The 18,201-nt window shown below is 66.1% G+C and carries 18 protein-coding genes; 8 read left to right on the top strand and 10 right to left on the bottom strand.

The features are described from left to right. Positions 1–47: 47 nt before the first annotated feature. Positions 48–956 (bottom strand): IclR family transcriptional regulator, encoded by a 909-nt coding sequence (locus ASD37_RS29805; protein WP_056560571.1) that lies wholly within the window; start codon positions 954–956, stop codon positions 48–50. Positions 957–1,087: 131 nt separating this feature from the next. On the opposite strand from ASD37_RS29805, the gene ASD37_RS29800 reads away from it, so the two are divergent. Genes ASD37_RS29800 through ASD37_RS29790 form a run of 3 tightly spaced genes read left to right on the top strand, consistent with a single transcriptional unit; the run spans position 1,088 to position 4,137 of the window. Then, the gene (locus ASD37_RS29800) at positions 1,088–2,215 is read left to right on the top strand and encodes a hypothetical protein (RefSeq protein WP_056560568.1); all 1,128 of its coding nucleotides are present in this window, start codon (positions 1,088–1,090) and stop codon (positions 2,213–2,215) included. A 3-nt stretch (positions 2,216–2,218) separates the two neighbouring features. Continuing rightward, positions 2,219–3,001 carry an SDR family oxidoreductase gene (locus ASD37_RS29795; protein WP_056560565.1) on the top strand — a complete coding sequence of 261 codons (783 nt, stop codon included), beginning with the start codon at positions 2,219–2,221 and terminating at the stop codon, positions 2,999–3,001. Beyond that, on the top strand, positions 2,998–4,137 hold the full coding sequence (locus ASD37_RS29790; RefSeq protein WP_056560562.1) for a sulfotransferase: 1,140 nt from the start codon (positions 2,998–3,000) through the stop codon (positions 4,135–4,137). Before ASD37_RS29795 ends, ASD37_RS29790 begins: the two co-directional genes overlap by 4 nt. 4 nt (positions 4,138–4,141) lie before the next feature. Here ASD37_RS29790 and ASD37_RS29785 read toward each other — a convergent pair whose 3' ends face one another. The 7 genes from ASD37_RS29785 to ASD37_RS29755 form a co-directional block, all read right to left on the bottom strand. Then, entirely contained in the window at positions 4,142–4,795 is a 654-nt protein-coding gene (locus tag ASD37_RS29785) for a sensor domain-containing protein (protein ID WP_056560559.1), read from the bottom strand. Positions 4,796–4,799: 4 nt separating this feature from the next. Further along, positions 4,800–5,210, bottom strand: a complete 411-nt coding sequence (locus tag ASD37_RS29780) for a hypothetical protein (protein WP_200960035.1) — start codon at positions 5,208–5,210, stop codon at positions 4,800–4,802. Between the two features lie 89 nt (positions 5,211–5,299). Then, positions 5,300–6,454, bottom strand: a complete 1,155-nt coding sequence (locus tag ASD37_RS29775; RefSeq protein ID WP_056560556.1) for a Rieske 2Fe-2S domain-containing protein — start codon at positions 6,452–6,454, stop codon at positions 5,300–5,302. Between the two features lie 82 nt (positions 6,455–6,536). After that, positions 6,537–7,187 carry a hypothetical protein gene (locus ASD37_RS29770; protein ID WP_056560554.1) on the bottom strand — a complete coding sequence of 217 codons (651 nt, stop codon included), beginning with the start codon at positions 7,185–7,187 and terminating at the stop codon, positions 6,537–6,539. 67 nt (positions 7,188–7,254) lie between these two features. Next, positions 7,255–8,424, bottom strand: a complete 1,170-nt coding sequence (locus tag ASD37_RS29765; RefSeq protein WP_056560551.1) for a thiolase domain-containing protein — start codon at positions 8,422–8,424, stop codon at positions 7,255–7,257. 1 nt (position 8,425) lies between these two features. After that, the gene (locus tag ASD37_RS29760; protein ID WP_056560548.1) at positions 8,426–9,481 is read right to left on the bottom strand and encodes a thiolase domain-containing protein; all 1,056 of its coding nucleotides are present in this window, start codon (positions 9,479–9,481) and stop codon (positions 8,426–8,428) included. 15 nt (positions 9,482–9,496) lie between these two features. Continuing rightward, complete coding sequence (locus ASD37_RS29755; protein ID WP_082570493.1) at positions 9,497–10,498, bottom strand: Zn-ribbon domain-containing OB-fold protein; 1,002 nt, start codon at positions 10,496–10,498, stop codon at positions 9,497–9,499. 70 nt (positions 10,499–10,568) lie between these two features. Between ASD37_RS29755 and ASD37_RS29750 the strand changes: the two genes are divergently transcribed. The 3 genes from ASD37_RS29750 to ASD37_RS29740 are packed head-to-tail and all read left to right on the top strand — an operon-like array spanning position 10,569 to position 13,565. Beyond that, entirely contained in the window at positions 10,569–11,600 is a 1,032-nt protein-coding gene (locus ASD37_RS29750; RefSeq protein ID WP_056560542.1) for an LLM class F420-dependent oxidoreductase, read from the top strand. 43 nt (positions 11,601–11,643) lie between these two features. Then, positions 11,644–12,360: an acetoacetate decarboxylase family protein gene (locus ASD37_RS29745; protein ID WP_056560538.1), complete on the top strand. Its 717-nt coding sequence runs from the start codon at positions 11,644–11,646 to the stop codon at positions 12,358–12,360. Between the two features lie 8 nt (positions 12,361–12,368). Continuing rightward, a complete protein-coding gene (locus ASD37_RS29740; protein ID WP_370073106.1) occupies positions 12,369–13,565 on the top strand; it encodes a cytochrome P450 in 1,197 nt (398 codons plus the stop codon). Here the strand turns inward: ASD37_RS29740 and ASD37_RS29735 are convergent. Both ASD37_RS29735 and ASD37_RS29730 read right to left on the bottom strand, forming a co-directional pair. Then, the gene (locus ASD37_RS29735; RefSeq protein WP_056560532.1) at positions 13,537–14,391 is read right to left on the bottom strand and encodes a hypothetical protein; all 855 of its coding nucleotides are present in this window, start codon (positions 14,389–14,391) and stop codon (positions 13,537–13,539) included. The two genes, ASD37_RS29740 and ASD37_RS29735, sit on opposite strands and share 29 nt — an antisense overlap. Positions 14,392–14,505: 114 nt before the next feature. Continuing rightward, positions 14,506–15,306 (bottom strand): crotonase/enoyl-CoA hydratase family protein, encoded by an 801-nt coding sequence (locus tag ASD37_RS29730; protein ID WP_056560530.1) that lies wholly within the window; start codon positions 15,304–15,306, stop codon positions 14,506–14,508. 69 nt (positions 15,307–15,375) lie between these two features. On the opposite strand from ASD37_RS29730, the gene ASD37_RS29725 reads away from it, so the two are divergent. Continuing rightward, positions 15,376–17,028 (top strand): acyl-CoA synthetase, encoded by a 1,653-nt coding sequence (locus ASD37_RS29725; RefSeq protein ID WP_056560527.1) that lies wholly within the window; start codon positions 15,376–15,378, stop codon positions 17,026–17,028. Next, entirely contained in the window at positions 17,025–18,143 is a 1,119-nt protein-coding gene (locus ASD37_RS29720; protein WP_056560523.1) for a nitronate monooxygenase family protein, read from the top strand. The genes ASD37_RS29725 and ASD37_RS29720 overlap by 4 nt, the downstream gene beginning before the upstream one ends. Positions 18,144–18,201: the final 58 nt, after the last annotated feature.

The following is an 18,201-nucleotide window of genomic DNA, read 5'->3' as shown; positions in this document are numbered from 1 at the left end:
CTGTGCACAACTCCGGCGCCGGAACACGAAAATGTCAGTGGCGCATGCTAATCGGACGCGGACACCCGACCACCGAGCTGAGCGGTGAGCACGCGAGCGCTGACCATCAGGCCCCGCGCTCGCTTGGCGATCTCGGCGTCGGTGAGGGCGCCGCCGATCTGCAACGACATCACCATCGCCTGCCTGCGGTGGTGATCGAAGACGGGCGCGGAGATGACGCTGATGTCGTGCCGCTTCTTCGATCGTCCCGGTCCCGCGGCGGACGCCTCGCTACTCAGGTAGACCCGTTCGCCGACGTCGGAGATCATCTCGCCGAGTAGCGCGCGCAGTTCCTGTGGCAGCGTGCTCGACATGCCGGCCATCAGTGCGTAGAGCCGTCGGCCACTCGGAGTGAGTCGCTCGACGAGGTACCCCTCGCGACGGCATTCCGCGACCACCCGGTCGAGTCGCTCGGAGTCGGTTCGTAGGGGAATCGTCGGTTCCTTGGCCAGCCAGTTCCGCAGCGCCTCGTCGTCCCACAGTACGAACATCAGGCCCACAGGCGGAGCGAACGGATAACTCTGGCCGACGAGTACTCCCACGTCTGCGCTCTGCGGGCCCACCAGTTCCAATAGGGTGATGCGGTCGTCGATCACCGCGGACAGCGCCGCGGTCGTGCCGTACGCCGCGGCGAGGCGTCCCAGTTCCTCTCGCGCAGTGGGGCTGACGCGCATTGACTCCTGCGCGATGTGGCCGAGCGAAATGAGCCGTGGCCCAAGGCGATACGTCTTGTCGCGGGCATCCCGAATGAGGTAGCCCGACTCTGCGAGCGTGGTGAGGATACCGAGGCAGGTCGGCTTGCTCAGCTCGACGCGACGCGCCAGGTCGGAGAGGCCGAAGCGGTCGTGCGGATGCCGGGCCAGGAAGTCCAGGATGGCGACGACGCGCTCGGTCGGCGGTGAGGCCCTGTCGGTCATGTCACCCCGCCCTCCTCGGCACGTTGACTCGAATTAGAACACGTTCTAGTGTCAGGTCGGTAAATGTACCAGCGCGGTCCAATATTGGACCATGCTGGGCACTGTTTTATCACCGGGAGGCCGTAGTCCGCATGTATTCACAGCCGTTGGCCGACGCCATCGCCGAAGCCGAAAGCCTCGTCGCCGCCGCACCATTCATCGAATCCGAGGCCGACCTCCTCGAGGGTTTGCAATACCTCGCAGGCTGTATCTCCGGGTGCACCCACGTGGCGTTCGACTACGACCGCGACCACCCGTTCCTGCACAGCGGCACCGGGCCGTTCACCAAGATGGGCCTCGACAACCCCGACACCATGTACTTCGGCACGCGGGTCCAGCCCGGCCACGAATACGTCGTCACCGGCACGCGCGGCACCACCACCGACGTCAGCTTCCAACTGCTGGGTGGCGAGTACACCGACTCGGAAGTTCCCGACAGCGAGACCGCCTTCGACGACCGCAAACTCGACATCGCCGACGACGGCACGTTCGAATGGCGCTTCACGCCGGCCGCGCCCGCGCAGCTGGTGATCCGCGAGGTCTACAACGACTGGTCGGCTCAGCGAGGAACCTTCGCGATCGCCCGCACCGACACCGAGGGCACCGCACCGCCGGCGCTGACCAAGGAACTCATCGAGAAGCGTTATGCCGTCGCAGGCAAGCAATTGGTACAGCGCGTTAAGACCTGGCTGCAGTTTCCGCAGTGGTTCTACACCGACGCCCCCGCCAACACGATGGTCCCGCCGCGCCTGACCCCCGGCGGGCTGGCCACGCAGTACTCGTCGGCGGGACAGTTCAACCTCAACGAGGATCAGGCGCTCGTCATCACCCTGCCGGTCACCGATGCGCCCTACCTCGGCTTCCAGCTGGGCAGCCTCTGGTACATCTCGCTGGACTACATCAACCACCAGACCTCACTGAACGGCACTCAGGCACAAGCGGATCCGGACGGCATGATCCGGATCGTGGTGTCGGACCGCAACCCCGGCGTGACCAATTGGGTGGAGACGCTCGGTCATCGCAAGGGCTATCTACAGTTCCGCTGGCAGCGAGTGTCCCGTGAAATGGGCGAGGCCGACGGCCCGACCGTCGAGCTGGTGAACGTCGACGACGTGGCCGGCTCGCTGCCGTACTACGAGTCCAACAAGATCTCCGACGACGACTGGCGAGCGCGGATAGCGTTACGACAGAAGCAAATTGGCGAAAGAATGGTGGGATAGCAGATGGCCGGACTTCTGGATGGCAAGGTCGTCGTGATCAGCGGCGTCGGCCCGGCGCTGGGAACGACGCTCGCCAGGCGGTGCGCCGAGCAGGGTGCCGACCTGGTTCTCGCGGCTCGCACGGTGGAGCGCTTGGAGGGCGTCGCCAAGGAGGTCACCGACCTGGGTCGCAGAGCCCTCTCGGTGGGCACCGACATCACCGACGAGGCCCAGGTGAACAACCTCGTCGAGGAGTCGCTCAAGGCCTTCGGCAAGGTGGACGTGTTGGTCAACAACGCATTTCGGGTGCCTTCGATGAGGCCGCTGGCCAACACCACCTTCGAACACATGCGGGACGCGATCGAGCTGACGGTGTTCGGGGCGCTGCGCATGATCCAGGGCTTCACGCCGGCGCTGGCCGAGGCGAACGGGTCGATCGTCAACGTGAACTCCATGGTGGTCCGCCACTCGCAGGCCAAGTACGGGGCGTACAAGATGGCGAAGTCGGCGCTGCTTGCGATGTCGCAGTCCCTCGCGACCGAGCTGGGCGAGGAGGGCATTCGCGTCAATTCCATTCTGCCCGGCTACATCTGGGGTGGGACGCTGAAGAGCTACTTCGAGCACCAGGCGGGCAAGTACGGCACCTCCGTCGACGACATCTACAAGGCCGCCGCGGTCAACAGCGACCTGAAGCGGCTGCCCACCGAGGACGAGGTCGCGTCGGCGATCCTGTTCATGGCGAGCGATCTGTCCAGCGGCATCACCGGGCAAGCCTTGGACGTCAACTGCGGGGAGTACAAGGCATGAGGACGAACGTCGGATCCGTCGAGGACCTGCATGCCTCGGCGACGAAGGCGTGTGGGCTCGACGACTTCGGCGTCGACGACGACAACTACCTCGAAGCTCTCGGGGTGCTGCTCGACTCGTTCAGCCGGGACGCCGAACTCACCGAGTTCGGCAGCAAGATGCAGAGGTTCTTCGTCCGCAACGCCCTAGTGGCCCGACTGGTGTCCGAAGCGGCCTTCAAGCAGTACCCGCAGCACGTGGACGTGCCGATCGAGCGCCCGATCTTCGTGACCGGCCTGCCACGCACCGGAACCACCGCCATCCATCGGCTGCTCACCGCCGACCCCGCGCACCAGGGTCTCGAGCTGTGGCTCGCAGAGTTCCCGCAACCGCGGCCGCCGCGCGAAACCTGGTCGCAGAACCCGGTCTTCCAGCAGATCGACGCACAGTTCAGCAAGGCGCACGAGGACAACCCCGACTACACCGGGCTGCACTACATGACCGCCGACGAGGTGGAGGAGTGCTGGCAACTGCTGCGCCAGTCACTGCACTCGGTGTCCTACGAGACGCTCGCGCACGTACCGACGTACTCGCAGTGGCTCTCCCAGCAGGACTGGACCAAGCCCTATCAGCGTCACCGCAAGAACCTCCAGCTGATCGGACTCCACGAGCCCGAGAAGCGTTGGGTGCTCAAGAATCCCAGCCACTTGTTTGCCCTCGACGCGTTGTTCGCCACGTACCCCGACGCGCTGGTGGTGCAGTGTCACCGTCCCGCGGAGACCATCATGGCGTCGATGTGCTCGTTGGCACAGCACACTACCGAGGGGTGGTCGAACGTCTTCACCGGTGACGTCATCGGGCAGGACTCGCTGGAGACATGGTCACGCGGTCTGGAGTTGTTCAACGCCGAACGGGCGAAGCACGACCCGGCGCAGTTCTACGACCTTGACTACTTCGAGTTCATCAAGGACCCGATCTCGGTCGTCGAGAAGATCTACCAGCAGTTCGGCATCGACTACACCGATGCCGCCAGGGAGTCCATGACGACGATGCACGCCGAGAGCCAGAAGGGGCCGCGGGCGCCCAAGCACACCTATGCACTCGCCGACTACGGACTGACCGACGAGCAAGTCAAGGAGCGCTTCAAGGGGCTGTGAGGACTCAGTTCGTCATGTTGGCAAGTGCCTCGATGCGCTTCAGTGCACCTGTCGCGAGCGCCAGGACGTCGTAGCCGGCGCTCTCCGAGCAAGTCGTGATCTCGACGGCCGCGTTGTGGGCGGAGATGAATGCGTTTTCACAGGTCCAGGTGTCGCCGGGGTCGGTCATCGACCAAAGAGCGATCTGGGGTGAGCCGGACTCCTTCGACGGTTGGAGACGAAACTCGTTGATCGTGCCGTCCTCACCGGCCGCCTTCAGTGGCCGGTCCCGGCAGGCATCGATGGTGCGCCGGACGTCGTCCACCGCCGCCCTGGGGTCGTAGTCGCTGTGATAGACGCCAACCAATTCGATGACGTTGGAGTGGGAGGTGGGGACGGCTTCGTCGAGCCAGTACCCGCCGCTGTGGGCAACGGGCTTGGGGCCGAAGATCAAGGGCGCCTGGCGTTCCTGAGCGAGAGCCGCACATTCGGCAGGCTCGGCCGAGACGTACGGGCTGGGAAGCTCAGTGGAATCGGCGTTGGTGCTCAGCAGGTCCTCAACCTGGCCGGCGGCGATGGGACCGACCGGACGCGCCATCTGCGGGCGGGCGTCGTCGATGGTCCGCGTACACCCGCAGAGCAGCAACCCGGCGAACAGGATTGCTCCCAGGCTGCGCAACGCGCTAGCCGTCGCCGGGTGACGGTGCGCTCGACTGCTCCTCGAGGCAGCCCTCGGCCACGGCGTGCCTGATGCTGTCGGAGAGCCGAGGGCACGACTTGCTCCTGCTGCTGTCACCGCCGTTGGCCCGTACTTCGGCGAACGTCGCGCAGCGCTGGGTGGCTTCCGAACTCCATTGCACCGCAGTGTGTCCCGCGCCGAGCTTCTTGACGGCGACGGTGACGTGGCAGAACCGACAGTCGACCGGGGTCAGCCCCGCGGTCAAATAGCGCTCGCGGTCCCGCGCGGACGCTTCCTTGACCGCCGCCGCCCGGTCGGGGTCGGAGGCGAAGTCAGGCGCCTTGGACCATGTTCCGGTGGCTTCGCGGGTCGCGGTGGGGTGTTCGTCGTCGTCGTGACCGAGAAGGGCCAGCATGGAGCGCGCCAGCCGGTCGACGTCGGCGGGGCCGACATTCGGGTCACCGTCGGCGGAGCCGACAATCGAACCAACGTCTGGCGCGTCACTCATGTCGCGGGCTGTTCCTCGGCACGCTTGCGGAGGTTCTCCTCCACCTCGACATGCCACTTCTCGTTGGCCGCCGTGGTGTCGACCTCGATCTCGAACCGGTCGGTCATGTCCGGGGTCACGTCGGCGACGTCGACGTAGAACTGCTGGTACCAACGGCGCATCTGGTACACCGCGCCGTCCTCTTCGACCAGCAGCGGGTTGTCGATCCGCGTCTTGTGCTTCCAGATCTCGACGTCCTGGAGGAAGCCCTTGCTGACGCCTTCGGTGAACGCCTTGGACAGCTTCTCGGTCATCTTCTCGTCCATGCCCTTGGGCTTTTCGACGATGACGCCCCACTGCAGTACGAACGAATCCTGGTTCACCGGGTAGTGGCAGTTGATCAGGATCGACTCGGCCTTGAACCCGCCGTAGTTGTTGTGCAGCCAGTTGATCATGAACGACGGGCCGAAGTAGGACGCCTCGGAGTCGAGGTGGGCCTCGCCATACGCGGTGCCGAGGTCGTTGACGTCGGGCCTGCCCACGTTGTGCAGGTACTGCGACGCGACGTGGCCCTCGAAGACGTTCTTGAAGTACGTCGGCAAGCCGAAGTGGATGTAGAAGAAGTGCGCCATGTCGGTGACGTTGTCGATGATCTCGCGGCAGTTGGAACCCTCGATGAGCATCGAGTTCCAGCGCCACTCGGTCCAGTCGTCGGTGCCGTACTCGGGCAGCTCCGGAATGCGGAGCTCGGGCGACGGCGGGTTGCCCTCGTGGTCGTGCCACACGTACAGCAGGCCGTTGCGGACGTCGGTTTCCCAGGCGCGGGTGCGGGCCAGCCGAGGCGTGCGCTTGGCGTAGGGCACCAGCTTGCACTTGCCGTCGCCGCCCCAGCGCCAGTCGTGGAACGGGCAGGCGACCTCGTCACCCTTGACGGTGCCCTGCGACAGGTCGCCACCCATGTGCCTGCAGTAGCCGTCGAGGATCTTGAGGTCACCATTGGAGTCGGCGAAGACCACCAGCTTGGTGCCGAAGATCTCCACGGAATGCGGCTTGCCGTCGTCGAAGTTCACCACCGGGCCGATGCAGTGCCAGCCCCGCGCGTAGCGGTCCGGCAGTGCTCCGGTGTCGATCTCACGAATGTTCGCGGATACCGCGGTTGTCTCGCTACTCACGGTGGGCCTCCCGTTCCGTTGCTCACTAACTAGAACACGTTACAGTTTTTCCCACCCCGTGCGCAATGCGAGCTACGGAGACCTACTGATCGGCCTCGAGCCCGACCCGCAGCGCAATCTGCTGCATCTTCGCCACGTCGGCTACGAAATCGCCCGTCGTGGGGTCGCCGACCGCGCTTTGAAACTCCAGGCGGACCAACGCCTTGCCCTCGGAGAAGAAGACCAGCGTGACCGCCTTGTCCTCGTCGGGGGCCGTTCCCGACACCACCACCCCGTCCGTTCCGACGGCCAAGGGCTGCGGTGTTCCGCCCGCGACCAGCGTCGGAAGGGTGCCGGCCGCCTGCTTCAGCGTGGCCGTCGCCGTGGCGGCGTCCGGATAGATCAGGAACGTGTCGATGATCGCCCGGCTGTCCTCGCCGTTGACGAAGAACGCGCTGGCCCCAGTGCCTCCGTTGGGGTTGGCTTCCCTGGAGCGCTCGACGAATGTGTCGTCGGCGTCGGTGAGGTCCGAGGCGGAGAGCAACAGGTCGCGGTAGTCGGCCGGAGCCGCCGCCTCCGAGGTCTTCGTGGTGGACGGCGCGTAGGGCACGGTCGGCAACGTCGGCACGCTGCTGCTGCTTTGGGCCGTGGTGCCGCCACCGCCGTCGGGCGGCGTGCAGCCACTGATTCCGACGACGAGCAGGGTCGACAGGGCGGCAACGAGGGCTTTGGGCGCGAGAAATTTAAGTGTCATCAATTGTTGAGAAGGGTTGGGGTTGAAATTCCCCTCCAACGTACGCGACCGGTTGCCGGGCGACGGCTTACCGCTTGTCCGCCGACACCACCCACATCGAGTAGTACTGCGAACCGCCGCCGTAGGCGTGCCCCAGCGCCTTGCGGGCGCCCTCGACCTGGTGGTCACCCGCCTTGCCCATCACCTGGATCGCCGACTCGGCGAAACGGATCATGCCTGAGGCCCCAATGGGGTTGCTGGACAGCACGCCTCCGGACGGGTTGAAGGGGATGCGGCCACCGATCGCCGTCTCGCCAGCTTCGGTGAGCTTCCAGCCCTCGCCCTCCGCCGCGAACCCGAGGTTCTCCAGCCACATCGGCTCGAACCAGGAGAACGGGACGTAGACCTCGGCGACGTCGATCTCGTCGATGGGTGAGGTGATGCCCGCATCGCGCCACAACGCCGCGGACGCGTCCCTGCCGGCCTGGGGGTTGACCTGGTCCCGGCCGGAGTAGGCCAGCGGCTCGGTGCGCAACGCGGTGGCGTGGATCCACGCAACGGGATGGCCGTCCTGCACGCGTTGATCGGCGATCTCCTCGTTGCCGATGACCAGCGCGCACGCGCCGTCCGACGACGGGCAGGTCTCGTCGAAACGGATGGGATCCCAGAGCATTTGGGACGCCATCACCTTCTCCAGCGTGATGTCGGGCTGATGCAGGTGGGCCAGCGGGTTCTTCGCCCCGTTGAGCCGGTCCTTCACCGCCACCATCGCGCCGATGTGCGTCGGTGCCCCTGACCGGCGGATGTATGACCGGATGTGCGGCGCGAAGTAACCGCCGGCGCCCGCGCCAACCGGCTTGGTGAACGGCACCGGAATGCTCAACGCCCACATGGCATTCGATTCCGACTGCTTCTCCCACGCCATCGTCAGCACGCGCTTGTACTTGCCCGATTGCACCAGGCTGGCCGCGACGACCGCGGTCGACCCGCCGACCGAACCGGCGGTGTGCACCCGGATCAGCGGCTTGCCCGTCGCTCCGACGGCGTCGGCCATGAACAACTCGGGCATCATGACGCCCTCGAAGAAGTCGGGCGCCTTGCCGACCACCACGGCGTCGATGTCGTCGAACGTGGAACCGGAGTCCTCAAGTGCCTTGTCGATGGCCTCGCGAACCAGGCCGTTCATCGAGACGTCCTTGCGCTTGGCGACGTACTTCGTCTGCCCGGTGCCGAGAACGGCGGCGAGATTGCCTGCCATTTTACTTTCCCTCCATGACCGCGACCAGATTCTGTTGCAGCGCAGCCCCACTCGTCGCATGGGCGAGCACCCGCTGGGCCGAGCCGTCGAAGACGTGCCTTGCGGCGAAGCCGATGCGCTCCAAGCCGGTCGAGAACATCGGGTTGGCGGCGAGCGCTCCACCCGACGGGTTGACCTTGGTCGAGCCGTTCAGCCCGATTGCCTCGGCGAGGATCAACTGCTGGTGGCTGAAGGGGGCGTAAAGCTCGGCGACGTCGATCGAGCCCACGTCACCGCCGGTCGCCGCGGCCGCAGATGACGCAGTCGACGGCGAGGAGGTGAGATCGCGGGCACCCAGAATGGGCGTCTCGATGCGGTGCTCGAAACCGGTTATCCACGCAGGGTTTTCGCGCAGCTCCCTGGCCTTGTCGCCCGAGGCCAACACGATCGCCGACGCACCGTCGGTGATCGGGGCGATGTCATGGCGGCGCAACGGGTCCGCGAAGTACGGCCGCTCCAGCAGCTCCTCGACACTCTGGGCCGGCTCGACGGAATCGGTGCGGGGCGCGGCGTTCATGGCGTCCAGGGCGACCTGGGCCATCTGCTCGGCGGTCCACTTGCCGGATTCCAGTCCGAGCCGGGCCTGCAAGCCGGCGGTCGAGACGGCGTCCGGCCACAGCGGTGCGACGGTGTACGGATCGGACTGCATCGCCATGGTTCGGCGCAGGATGCCCGCCGACGACTTGCCGAACCCGTAGACGAGGGCGGTGTCGACCGATCCGGTCAGAATCTTGATGTACGCCTCGTACAGCGCCCACGCGGCGTCCATCTCGACGTGTGACTCGTTGATGGGCGGAACGGCGCCGATCGAGTCGATCGCGGAGATGAACGAAAATGCCCGCCCGGCAAGGTAATCCGATGATCCCGAGCACCAGAAACCGATGTCGGTCTGCTTGATGCCCAGGTCGGCGTACAGCTCGGCGAAGCAGGGCATGAGCATTTCGACGCCGTTGGTGGTGCCCTCGGTGCGGCGCACATGCGGGGCATGTGCGAATCCGACCACTGCTACTTCAGTCATGCGTGTGCGCCCGCCTTACTGGTGGTGCTTGTAGGTGTCGTATTCGGCGTCGGGCTCACCCGACGGCCGGAAGTGGTCGATGTTGTCGATGCCGAGTCCCCACTCCTCGCGGGGCTTCCACACCGCCTCCACCCGCATGCCCATCCGGACGTCGGCCGCCTCGATCTCGGTGACCAGGTGCAGGAACGGGATGTCCGCGCCGTCGAGCAGGATGTAGGCCGCGACGTAGGGCGGCTTGATCTTCTGCCCGGCGAACGGGATGTTGATGATCGCGAACGTCGTCACCGTTCCCTTGTCGGGTAGCTCGACGAACTCGGTGAGCTGCTGTCCGGTGGACGGATCCGCTTCTCTCGCAGGGAAGTACACCTTGCCGCCGACGGTGCTGGCGCCGACCAGCCTGCCCTCCTCGAGGGCGCGTAGGAACGTGCTCTCGGGATGCGATGCGGTGTGCTGGATCTCCATCGACGTCGGCGTGACGATCATCGTCACGGGGTCGCGGTCGAGGGTCGCCTCTGGCGCATTCTCGGGGGTGTCTCCCAACTCGAAGTACGCGATGTCGGTGATCGCGCCGACGGGCTCGTCGGCCCAGTGCACGTGTACCCGCGCACCGGTGGCGATCGCGTCCGGAGATCCGGCGTCGACCGCGTGGATGAGCGCGGTGTCCGCGCCGTCGAGTCTGATCAACGCCCACGCGAACGGGCGGTCGAGGGGTTGGCCCTCCAGAGGCTCGGGTTGCCACGTCCACGACGTCACGGTTCCGACGCTGGCCACCGGTACGATCTCCGTCAACGGCGCATAGGTGACGGGGTCGAACTCGGCGGGCGGAACGAGCACCCGACCGTCCGATCCGCGGATGCCGACGACGTGTCGGTCGCGGAGTTCGGTGAAGAACCGGCCGAGCACCGATCCGACTGAACGGGTGTAGTCGAATGACAGCTTCAGCGGAGCTGAGAGCGGCGGCTCGCGGTCTTCCGTATGAGGTGAGGGCTGCACCGGGCTGCTTTGGCTGGTGGTCACGGAGTCGAGTAGAACAGGTTCTAACAATCGAGGCAAGAACGGGCAGCGAGGCCCGGGAAGGTTGGCGTCAATGAAACTGGGACTGCAGCTTGGTTACTGGGGGGCGCAGCCGCCGACCAACCACGCGGAACTCGTCGCGGCCGCCGAGGAGGCGAACTTCGACACCGTCTTCACCGCCGAGGCGTGGGGTTCGGACGCCTACACGCCGCTGGCTTGGTGGGGCCGCGAGACCACCCGCATGCGGCTCGGCACGTCGGTGCTCCAGTTGTCGGCGCGGACGCCCACCGCACTCGCGATGGCCGCACTGACCCTCGACCACCTCTCCGGGGGACGGCACATCGTCGGCCTCGGTGTCTCCGGCCCGCAGGTGGTGGAGGGTTGGTACGGCGCCAAGTTCCCGAAGCCGTTGGCCCGCACCCGCGAATACGTGGACATCCTGCGCCAGGTCTGGGCCCGCGAGGCGCCCGTGCACAGCGACGGCCCGCACTATCCGTTGCCGCTGACCGGTGAGGGCACGACGGGTCTCGGCAAGAACCTCAAGCCCATCACCCACCCGCTGCGGGCGGACATCCCGGTCATGCTGGGCGCCGAAGGTCCGAAGAACGTGGCGCTGGCCGCCGAGATCTGCGACGGCTGGCTGCCGATCTTCTACTCGCCTCGAATCGCGGGCATGTACAACGAGTGGCTCGACGAGGGCTTCGCCAGGCCGGGGGCCCGGCGAACGCGCGAGACCTTCGAAATCTGTGCGACGGCGCAGGTCGTGGTGACCGACGACCGCGCCGAGGTGATGGAGCTGATGAAGCCGCATCTGGCGCTCTACATGGGCGGAATGGGCGCCGAGGACACCAACTTTCACGCCGACGTCTACCGCCGGATGGGCTACTCCGAGGTGGTCGACGACGTCACCAAGCTGTTCCGCGCCGACCGCAAGGACGAGGCCGCGAAGGTCATCCCCGACGAGCTGGTCGACGACTCGGCCATCGTCGGCAACCTGGACTACGTGCGTGAGCAGATCACGGCGTGGGAGGCGTCGGGCGTCACGATGATGGTCGTCGGCGCCCGCTCGCCCGAGCAGATCAGGGATCTCGCCGCGCTGGTGTAGACACTTCTTGCAAGTTGTCTAGAACACGTTCTAGATTCGTGGTGTGACCGAGCACACCATCGCAGGATCAGTCGTGACCATGCCCGTGCAGATCCGCTCCGCGACTCAGCACATGGCGATGTTCTCGGTAAACGCCGACGCCGCGCAGCGGATGATCGACTACAGCGGAATGCAGGTCTGCCGCTTCCGGCCCCAGCGGGCCGTCGTCGTCCTCATGCTCATGCACTACGTCGACGGCGACCTGGGGGAGTACCTCGAGTACGGCACCAACGTGATGGTGAACCCACCGGGATCGCACGCCACCGGGTTGAAGGCGCTGCAGTCCGCGGGCGCCTTCATCCATCATCTGCCGGTCGACGGCGCCTTCACGTGCGAGGCGGGACGGACGATCTGGGGTTATCCGAAGGTGTTGGCGGACTTCACGATTAGAGACGGCCACCGGTTCGGGTTCGACGTGACCGTCGACGGGCAGTTCGCCGTCGGCATGGACTTCAGCCCCGGGCTGCCCGTGCCGTCGGCCCTAACGTCCAAGCCTCAGGTGCACCCGACGTACTCCCACATGGACGGCGTCACCCGCGAAACCTCCGGCGAGATGAAGCTCTCCGGCGTCCGCTACCGACCAGGCGGGGTGCGAGTCCGACTTGGCAAACACCCCTACGCCGAGGAACTCGCGTCGCTAGGGTTTCCCAAACGCGCGATGATCTCGAGTTCCGCCGAGAACGTCGAGATGACGTTCGCCGACGCCAAGGAGATTCGATGACTTCCCTTTTGAGCACCCGGCCCGACGTCGACTTCACCGACGGCACCTTCTACGCCGACGGCGGCGCCCGCGAGGCCTACCGGTGGATGCGGGCCAACCAGCCGGTGTTTCGCGACCGCAACGGGTTGGCCGCCGCGGCCAGCTACCAGTCGGTGCTCGACGCCGAACGCAACCCGGAACTGTTCTCCAACACCGGCGGCATCCGACCCGAGACGCCGGGCATGCCGTACATGATCGACATGGACGACCCCGCACACGTGTTGCGCCGCAAGCTCGTCAACTCCGGCTTCACCCGCAAGCGCGTGATGGACAAGGTGCCGTCGATCGCCATCCTCTGTGACACCCTCATCGACTCGGTGTGCGAGCGCGGGGAGTGCGACTTCGTCCGCGACATCGCCGCGCCGCTGCCGATGGCGGTCATCGGCGACATGCTCGGTGTGCTGCCCGAGGAGCGGGGCATGCTGCTGAAGTGGTCCGACGACCTGGTCACCGGTCTGAGTTCGCACATCGACGAGACCTCGGCCCAAGCCATGATGGAGGCGTTCGCCGGGTACACCGCGTTCACGATGGAGAGCATCGGAAAGCGGCGCGCGGAACCAACCGAGGACCTGTTCTCAATCCTGGTCAACGCCGAGGTCGAGGGCCAGCGGATGGCAGACGACGAGATCGTCATGGAGACCCTGCTGATCCTGATCGGCGGCGACGAGACCACTCGTCACACGCTGTCCGGCGGCACCGAACAGCTTCTGCGACACCGTGATCAGTGGGACGCCCTGGTCACGAACACCGACCTGCTGCCCGGCGCGATCGAGGAGATGCTGCGCTGGACCTCGCCGGTGAAGAACATGTGCCGCACGCTCACCGCGGACACCACGTTCCACGGCACGGAGTTGCGCAAGGACGAGAAGATCATGCTGATGTTCGAAGCCGCCAACTTCGACGAGGCGGTGTTCGGCGACCCGGAGAACTTCCGCATAGACCGAAGCCCCAACAGTCACTTGGCCTTTGGCTTCGGCTCGCACTTCTGCCTCGGCAACCAGCTGGCCCGACTCGAGCTGTCGATGATGACCAAGCGGGTGCTGGAGCGGCTGCCCGATCTGCGGCTGGCCGACGACGCCGCCGTGCCGTTGCGGCCCGCCAACTTCGTCAGCGGACCCGAGGCGATGCCGGTGGTGTTCACCCCGACGGCGCGCGTGCTCGACTAGCGCGAAGCTCGGCCAGACGGTTCAGGATCGTCGCGGGGGTGTCCATCGACGTGACGCGCAGGACTCTCCACCCGGCTTCACGCACCTGTTCGTGCTTGCGAATGTCGTAGGCGAACTGCTCACTGCTGAGTCGATGATGGGCGCCTTCGTATTCGAGCCCGATCTTCTCGTCCTCCCACCCCATGTCGAGGTGCGCGATGACGATGCCGTACTCGTTGCGCACGGGCACCTGAGTCTGCGGCCGTGGGAAGCCGGCACGAACCACCAAGAGGCGCAACCAGGTCTCGCGTGGCGACTGCGCGCCGGCGTCGACGAGCTCGAGAACCGCCCGCGCCCGTCGAATTCCCTTGCGGCCGTTGTTACGTGCGACGATCCACTCGACTTCGGCGCGCGTGCACCTGGTCGCCCGCAACAGCGCGTCGACGGCGGTGACGGCCTGGTCGGTGGGGTTGCGGCTGGCGAGGTCGAGTGCGGTCCGCGCTGCCGTCGTCACCCGCATGCCCTTGATGACCGCGATCTCTTCGTCGGCGATCACGTCAGCCCACGTGCGAATGCCGGGCGGTGCGTGCCTGTTGTCATGCAGCAGTTCGGCGGGCGCCTTGGCGTCGACCCACTTGGCGCCGTGAAGCGCTGCCGCTGACCGTCCGGCGAGCACCGCCCTACGTGTCGACCACAGCCAGGCTGCCTCGGCGCGGAGTCGGGCGGTCAGCTGCGTCTCTCGGGCGACGTATACGCCGGGGTAGACGGCGGCGAACCGACTGCGCAGGTGGTGACGGGTGAGGTCGCCGGCGTCCAGTGCCTCGCGGCCAATGAACGGGGTCTCCACGAACGGAGTCTGCCGACGGCGACCGACAAGCCCGCGTTCGTGAAATCTGGGCGGAATGTGGGGGCGAAAATTACCCAGGCTTCACAAACGCGGATGGCCGCGAGGAGGTGGTTGCTACTTCATCTGAAAGTTCGGCGCCCGCTTCTCCTTGAACGCCAACGGGCCTTCCTTGGCGTCGTCGGACATGAACACGCCGATGCCGATCTTCGTGTCGACCTTGAACGCGTCGAGCTCGTGCATGCCCTCGGTGTCGTGGATCGACTTGAGGATCGCCTGCACGGCCAGCGGCCCGTTCTTGTTGATCACCTCGGCGATCTCGAGCGCCTTGTCCAGCGCCGACCCGTCGGGGACCACGTAGCCGATCAGCCCGTAGGACAGCGCCTCGGCGGCGGTGATGTGGCGGCCGGTCAGCAGCAGATCGCACGCGATCGTGTACGGGATCTGGCGCACCAGCCGCACCGCGGAACCGCCCATGGGGTACAGGCTCCACTTGGCCTCGGAGATGCCGAACTTGGCGCTCTCGCCGGCCACGCGAATGTCGGTGCCCTGCAGGATTTCGGTGCCACCCGCGATCGCGGGGCCTTCGACGGCGGCGATCAACGGCTTGGTGAGCCGGCGCCCCTTCAACAGCCCGTCGATGCGGGTGGGGTCGTAGCCGCCGCTCTTGAACGAATCGCCTGGCGGGGCCTTCGTCGCGGCCTTGAGGTCCATGCCCGCGCAGAAGTAGCCGCCGGCACCCGTCAGGACGCACGACCGGATCTCGGGATCGGAGTCGACGCGGTCCCACGCCTCGACCATTATCGAGAGCATCTCAGTCGAAAGTGCGTTGCGCGCCTCCGGCCGGTTCAGAGTCAGGATCAGCGTGTGTCCGCGCTGCTCAATGAGGGCGTCGGGCTCATTCTTGGGCTCGGTCACGAGGGTCCGCCTTTCAGCGTCAATGCAGGAGACTTGTCACAAAATGTAACAGGTTCTAGTTTAGGTCTCGTGGCCCTGAATATCGCCGATCTAGCCGAGCACGCCATCGATGCCGTGCCAGACCGCGTCGCCCTGATCTCCGGCGACCAACAACTGACCTATGCCGAGTTGGAGGAGAAGGCCAACCGCCTCGCTCACTACCTCCTCGACCAGGGCGTGCAGAAGGACGACAAGGTCGGCCTCTACTGCCGCAACCGCATCGAGATCGTCATCGCGATGCTGGGGATCGTCAAGGCTGGCGCCATCCTGGTGAACGTCAACTTCCGCTACGTCGAGGGGGAGTTGAAGTACCTCTTCGACAACTCGGACATGGTCGCGCTGGTGCACGAGCGGCGCTACGCCGACCGCGTCGCCAACGTGCTGCCAGAGGTGCCGAAGGTGAAGTCAATCCTCGTGGTCGAGGACGGCAGCGATGACGACTTCCAGCGCTACGGCGGCGTCGAGTTCTACTCCGCGCTGGAGCAGGGGTCACCCGAGCGTGACTTCGGGCTGCGCAGCGAGGACGACATCTACTTGCTTTACACCGGCGGCACCACCGGCTTCCCCAAGGGCGTGATGTGGCGCCACGAAGACATCTATCGGGTCCTGTTCGGCGGCACCGACTTTGCCACCGGTGAGCCCATCGCCGACGAGTACGACCTGTCCAAGGCCGCGGCGGCGAATCCGCCGATGATCCGGCTGCCCATCCCGCCGATGATCCATGGCGCGACCCAGTCGGCCACGTGGATGTCGCTGTTCTCCGGGCAAACCGTGGTGCTCGCACCGGAGTTCAACGCCGACGAGGTCTGGCGAATGATCCACCAGCACAAGGTGAATCTGCTGTTCTTCACGGGTGACGCCATGGCACGCCCGCTGTTGGACGCGTTGATCGCGCACCAGGACGAGGGCAACACCTACGACCTGTCCTCGCTGTTCCTGTTGGCCAGCACCGCGGCACTGTTCTCGACCAGCTTGAAGGAGAAGTTCCTCGAGCTGCTGCCCAACCGGATCATCACCGATTCGATCGGCTCGTCGGAGACCGGGTTCGGCGGCACCAGCATCGTGGCCAAAGGCCAGTCGCACACCGGCGGTCCCCGGGTCACCATCGACAAGAACACCAAGGTGCTCGACGAGGACGGAAACGAGGTCGCGCCCGGTTCGGGCGTGCGCGGCATCATCGCCAAGTGCGGCCACATCCCGGTCGGCTACTTCAAGGACGAGAAGAAGACGGCCGAGACCTTCCGCACGTACAACGGTGTGCGGTACGCGATTCCGGGCGACTACGCCGAGGTCGACGCCGACGGCAGCGTGACGATGCTGGGCCGGGGCTCCGTGTCGATCAACAGCGGCGGCGAGAAGATCTACCCCGAAGAAGTCGAGGCCGCGCTCAAGGGGCACCCCGACGTCTTCGACGCGTTGGTGGTCGGGGTGCCCGACCCGCGTTTCGGGCAGCACGTCGCGGCCGTCGTCCATCCCCGTGAGGGCACCCGGCCGACGCTCGCGGAGCTCGACGAATTCGTGCGCACCGAGATCGCCGGATACAAGGTGCCGCGCAGCCTGTGGATCGTCGACGAGGTCAAGCGTTCCCCGGCGGGCAAGCCCGACTACCGCTGGGCCAAGGACACCACCGAGGAGCGTCCGGCCGACGACGTTCACGCCAAACACGTAGGAGTGCAAGCATGAAAACCGAACTCTGCGAACGCTTCGGCATCGAGTACCCGATCTTCGTCTTCACCCCGTCGGAGAAGGTCGCCGCGGCGGTCACCCGCGCCGGCGGGCTCGGCATGCTGGGCTGCGTCCGGTTCAACCAGGCCGACGAACTCGAGCGGGTCCTGCAGTGGATGGACGAGAACACTCTCGGCTTGCCGTACGGCGTGGACATCGTCATGCCCGCCAAGGTGCCCACCGAAGGCACCAGCGTGGACATCAACAAGCTGATCCCGCAGACCCACCGCGAATTCGTGGAAAAGACGCTTGCCGACCTCGGTGTGCCGCCCCTGGCGGACGACGAGGCGAAGTCCGAAGGCGTTCTCGGCTGGCTGCATTCGGTCGCCCGCTCACACGTTGAGGTGGCCCTCAAGCATCCGATCAAGCTGATCGCCAACGCGCTCGGCACGCCGCCGAAGGACGTCATCGACCAGGTGCACGCCGCGGGGGTTCCGGTGGCGGCCTTGGCCGGAAGTGCCAAGCACGCGCTGCGGCACCTCGACATCGGGGTCGACATCGTCATCGCCCAGGGGCACGAGGCGGGTGGCCACACCGGCGAGATCGCCTCGATGGTCTTGGTGCCCGAGGTGGTCGACGCCCTGGACGGCAAGGCGGCGGTGTTGGCCGCGGGCGGCATCGGCACCGGCCGACAGGTGGCGGCGGCGCTGGCGCTTGGCGCCCAGGGGGTTTGGATGGGTTCGGCGTTCCTCACCGCCGCGGAGTACGACCTCGGGGTGCGGGGGTCCTCGGGTGTGTCGGTGATTCAGGAGGCCATGCTCGCCGCGACCTCGAGCGACACCGTGCGTCGCAAGATCTACACCGGAAAGCCCGCGCGACTGCTGAAGTCGCGGTGGACGGAGGCCTGGGACGCCGACGGCGCACCGGAACCCTTGCCGATGCCGCTGCAGAACATCCTCGTCAGCGAAGCGCACCAGCGCATGAACGAGGCGACGGACCCGACGGCGGTTGCCATGCCGGTCGGTCAGATCGTGGGGCGGATGAACGAAATTCGTCCCGTTGCCGAGATCATGAGTGAACTGGTCACCGGTTTCGAGGCGGCCTCGCGGCGCCTGGACGACATCCGCGGCTGACGGGGCCGAAACGCCGAACGCCGCCACAGTGCTCGATCACTGTGGCGGCGTTCGGTTT

It is taken from the genome of Mycobacterium sp. Root135, from assembly GCF_001426545.1.
Lineage (GTDB): Bacteria > Actinomycetota > Actinomycetes > Mycobacteriales > Mycobacteriaceae > Mycobacterium.
This window is presented reverse-complemented; position numbering and strand designations above follow the sequence as displayed.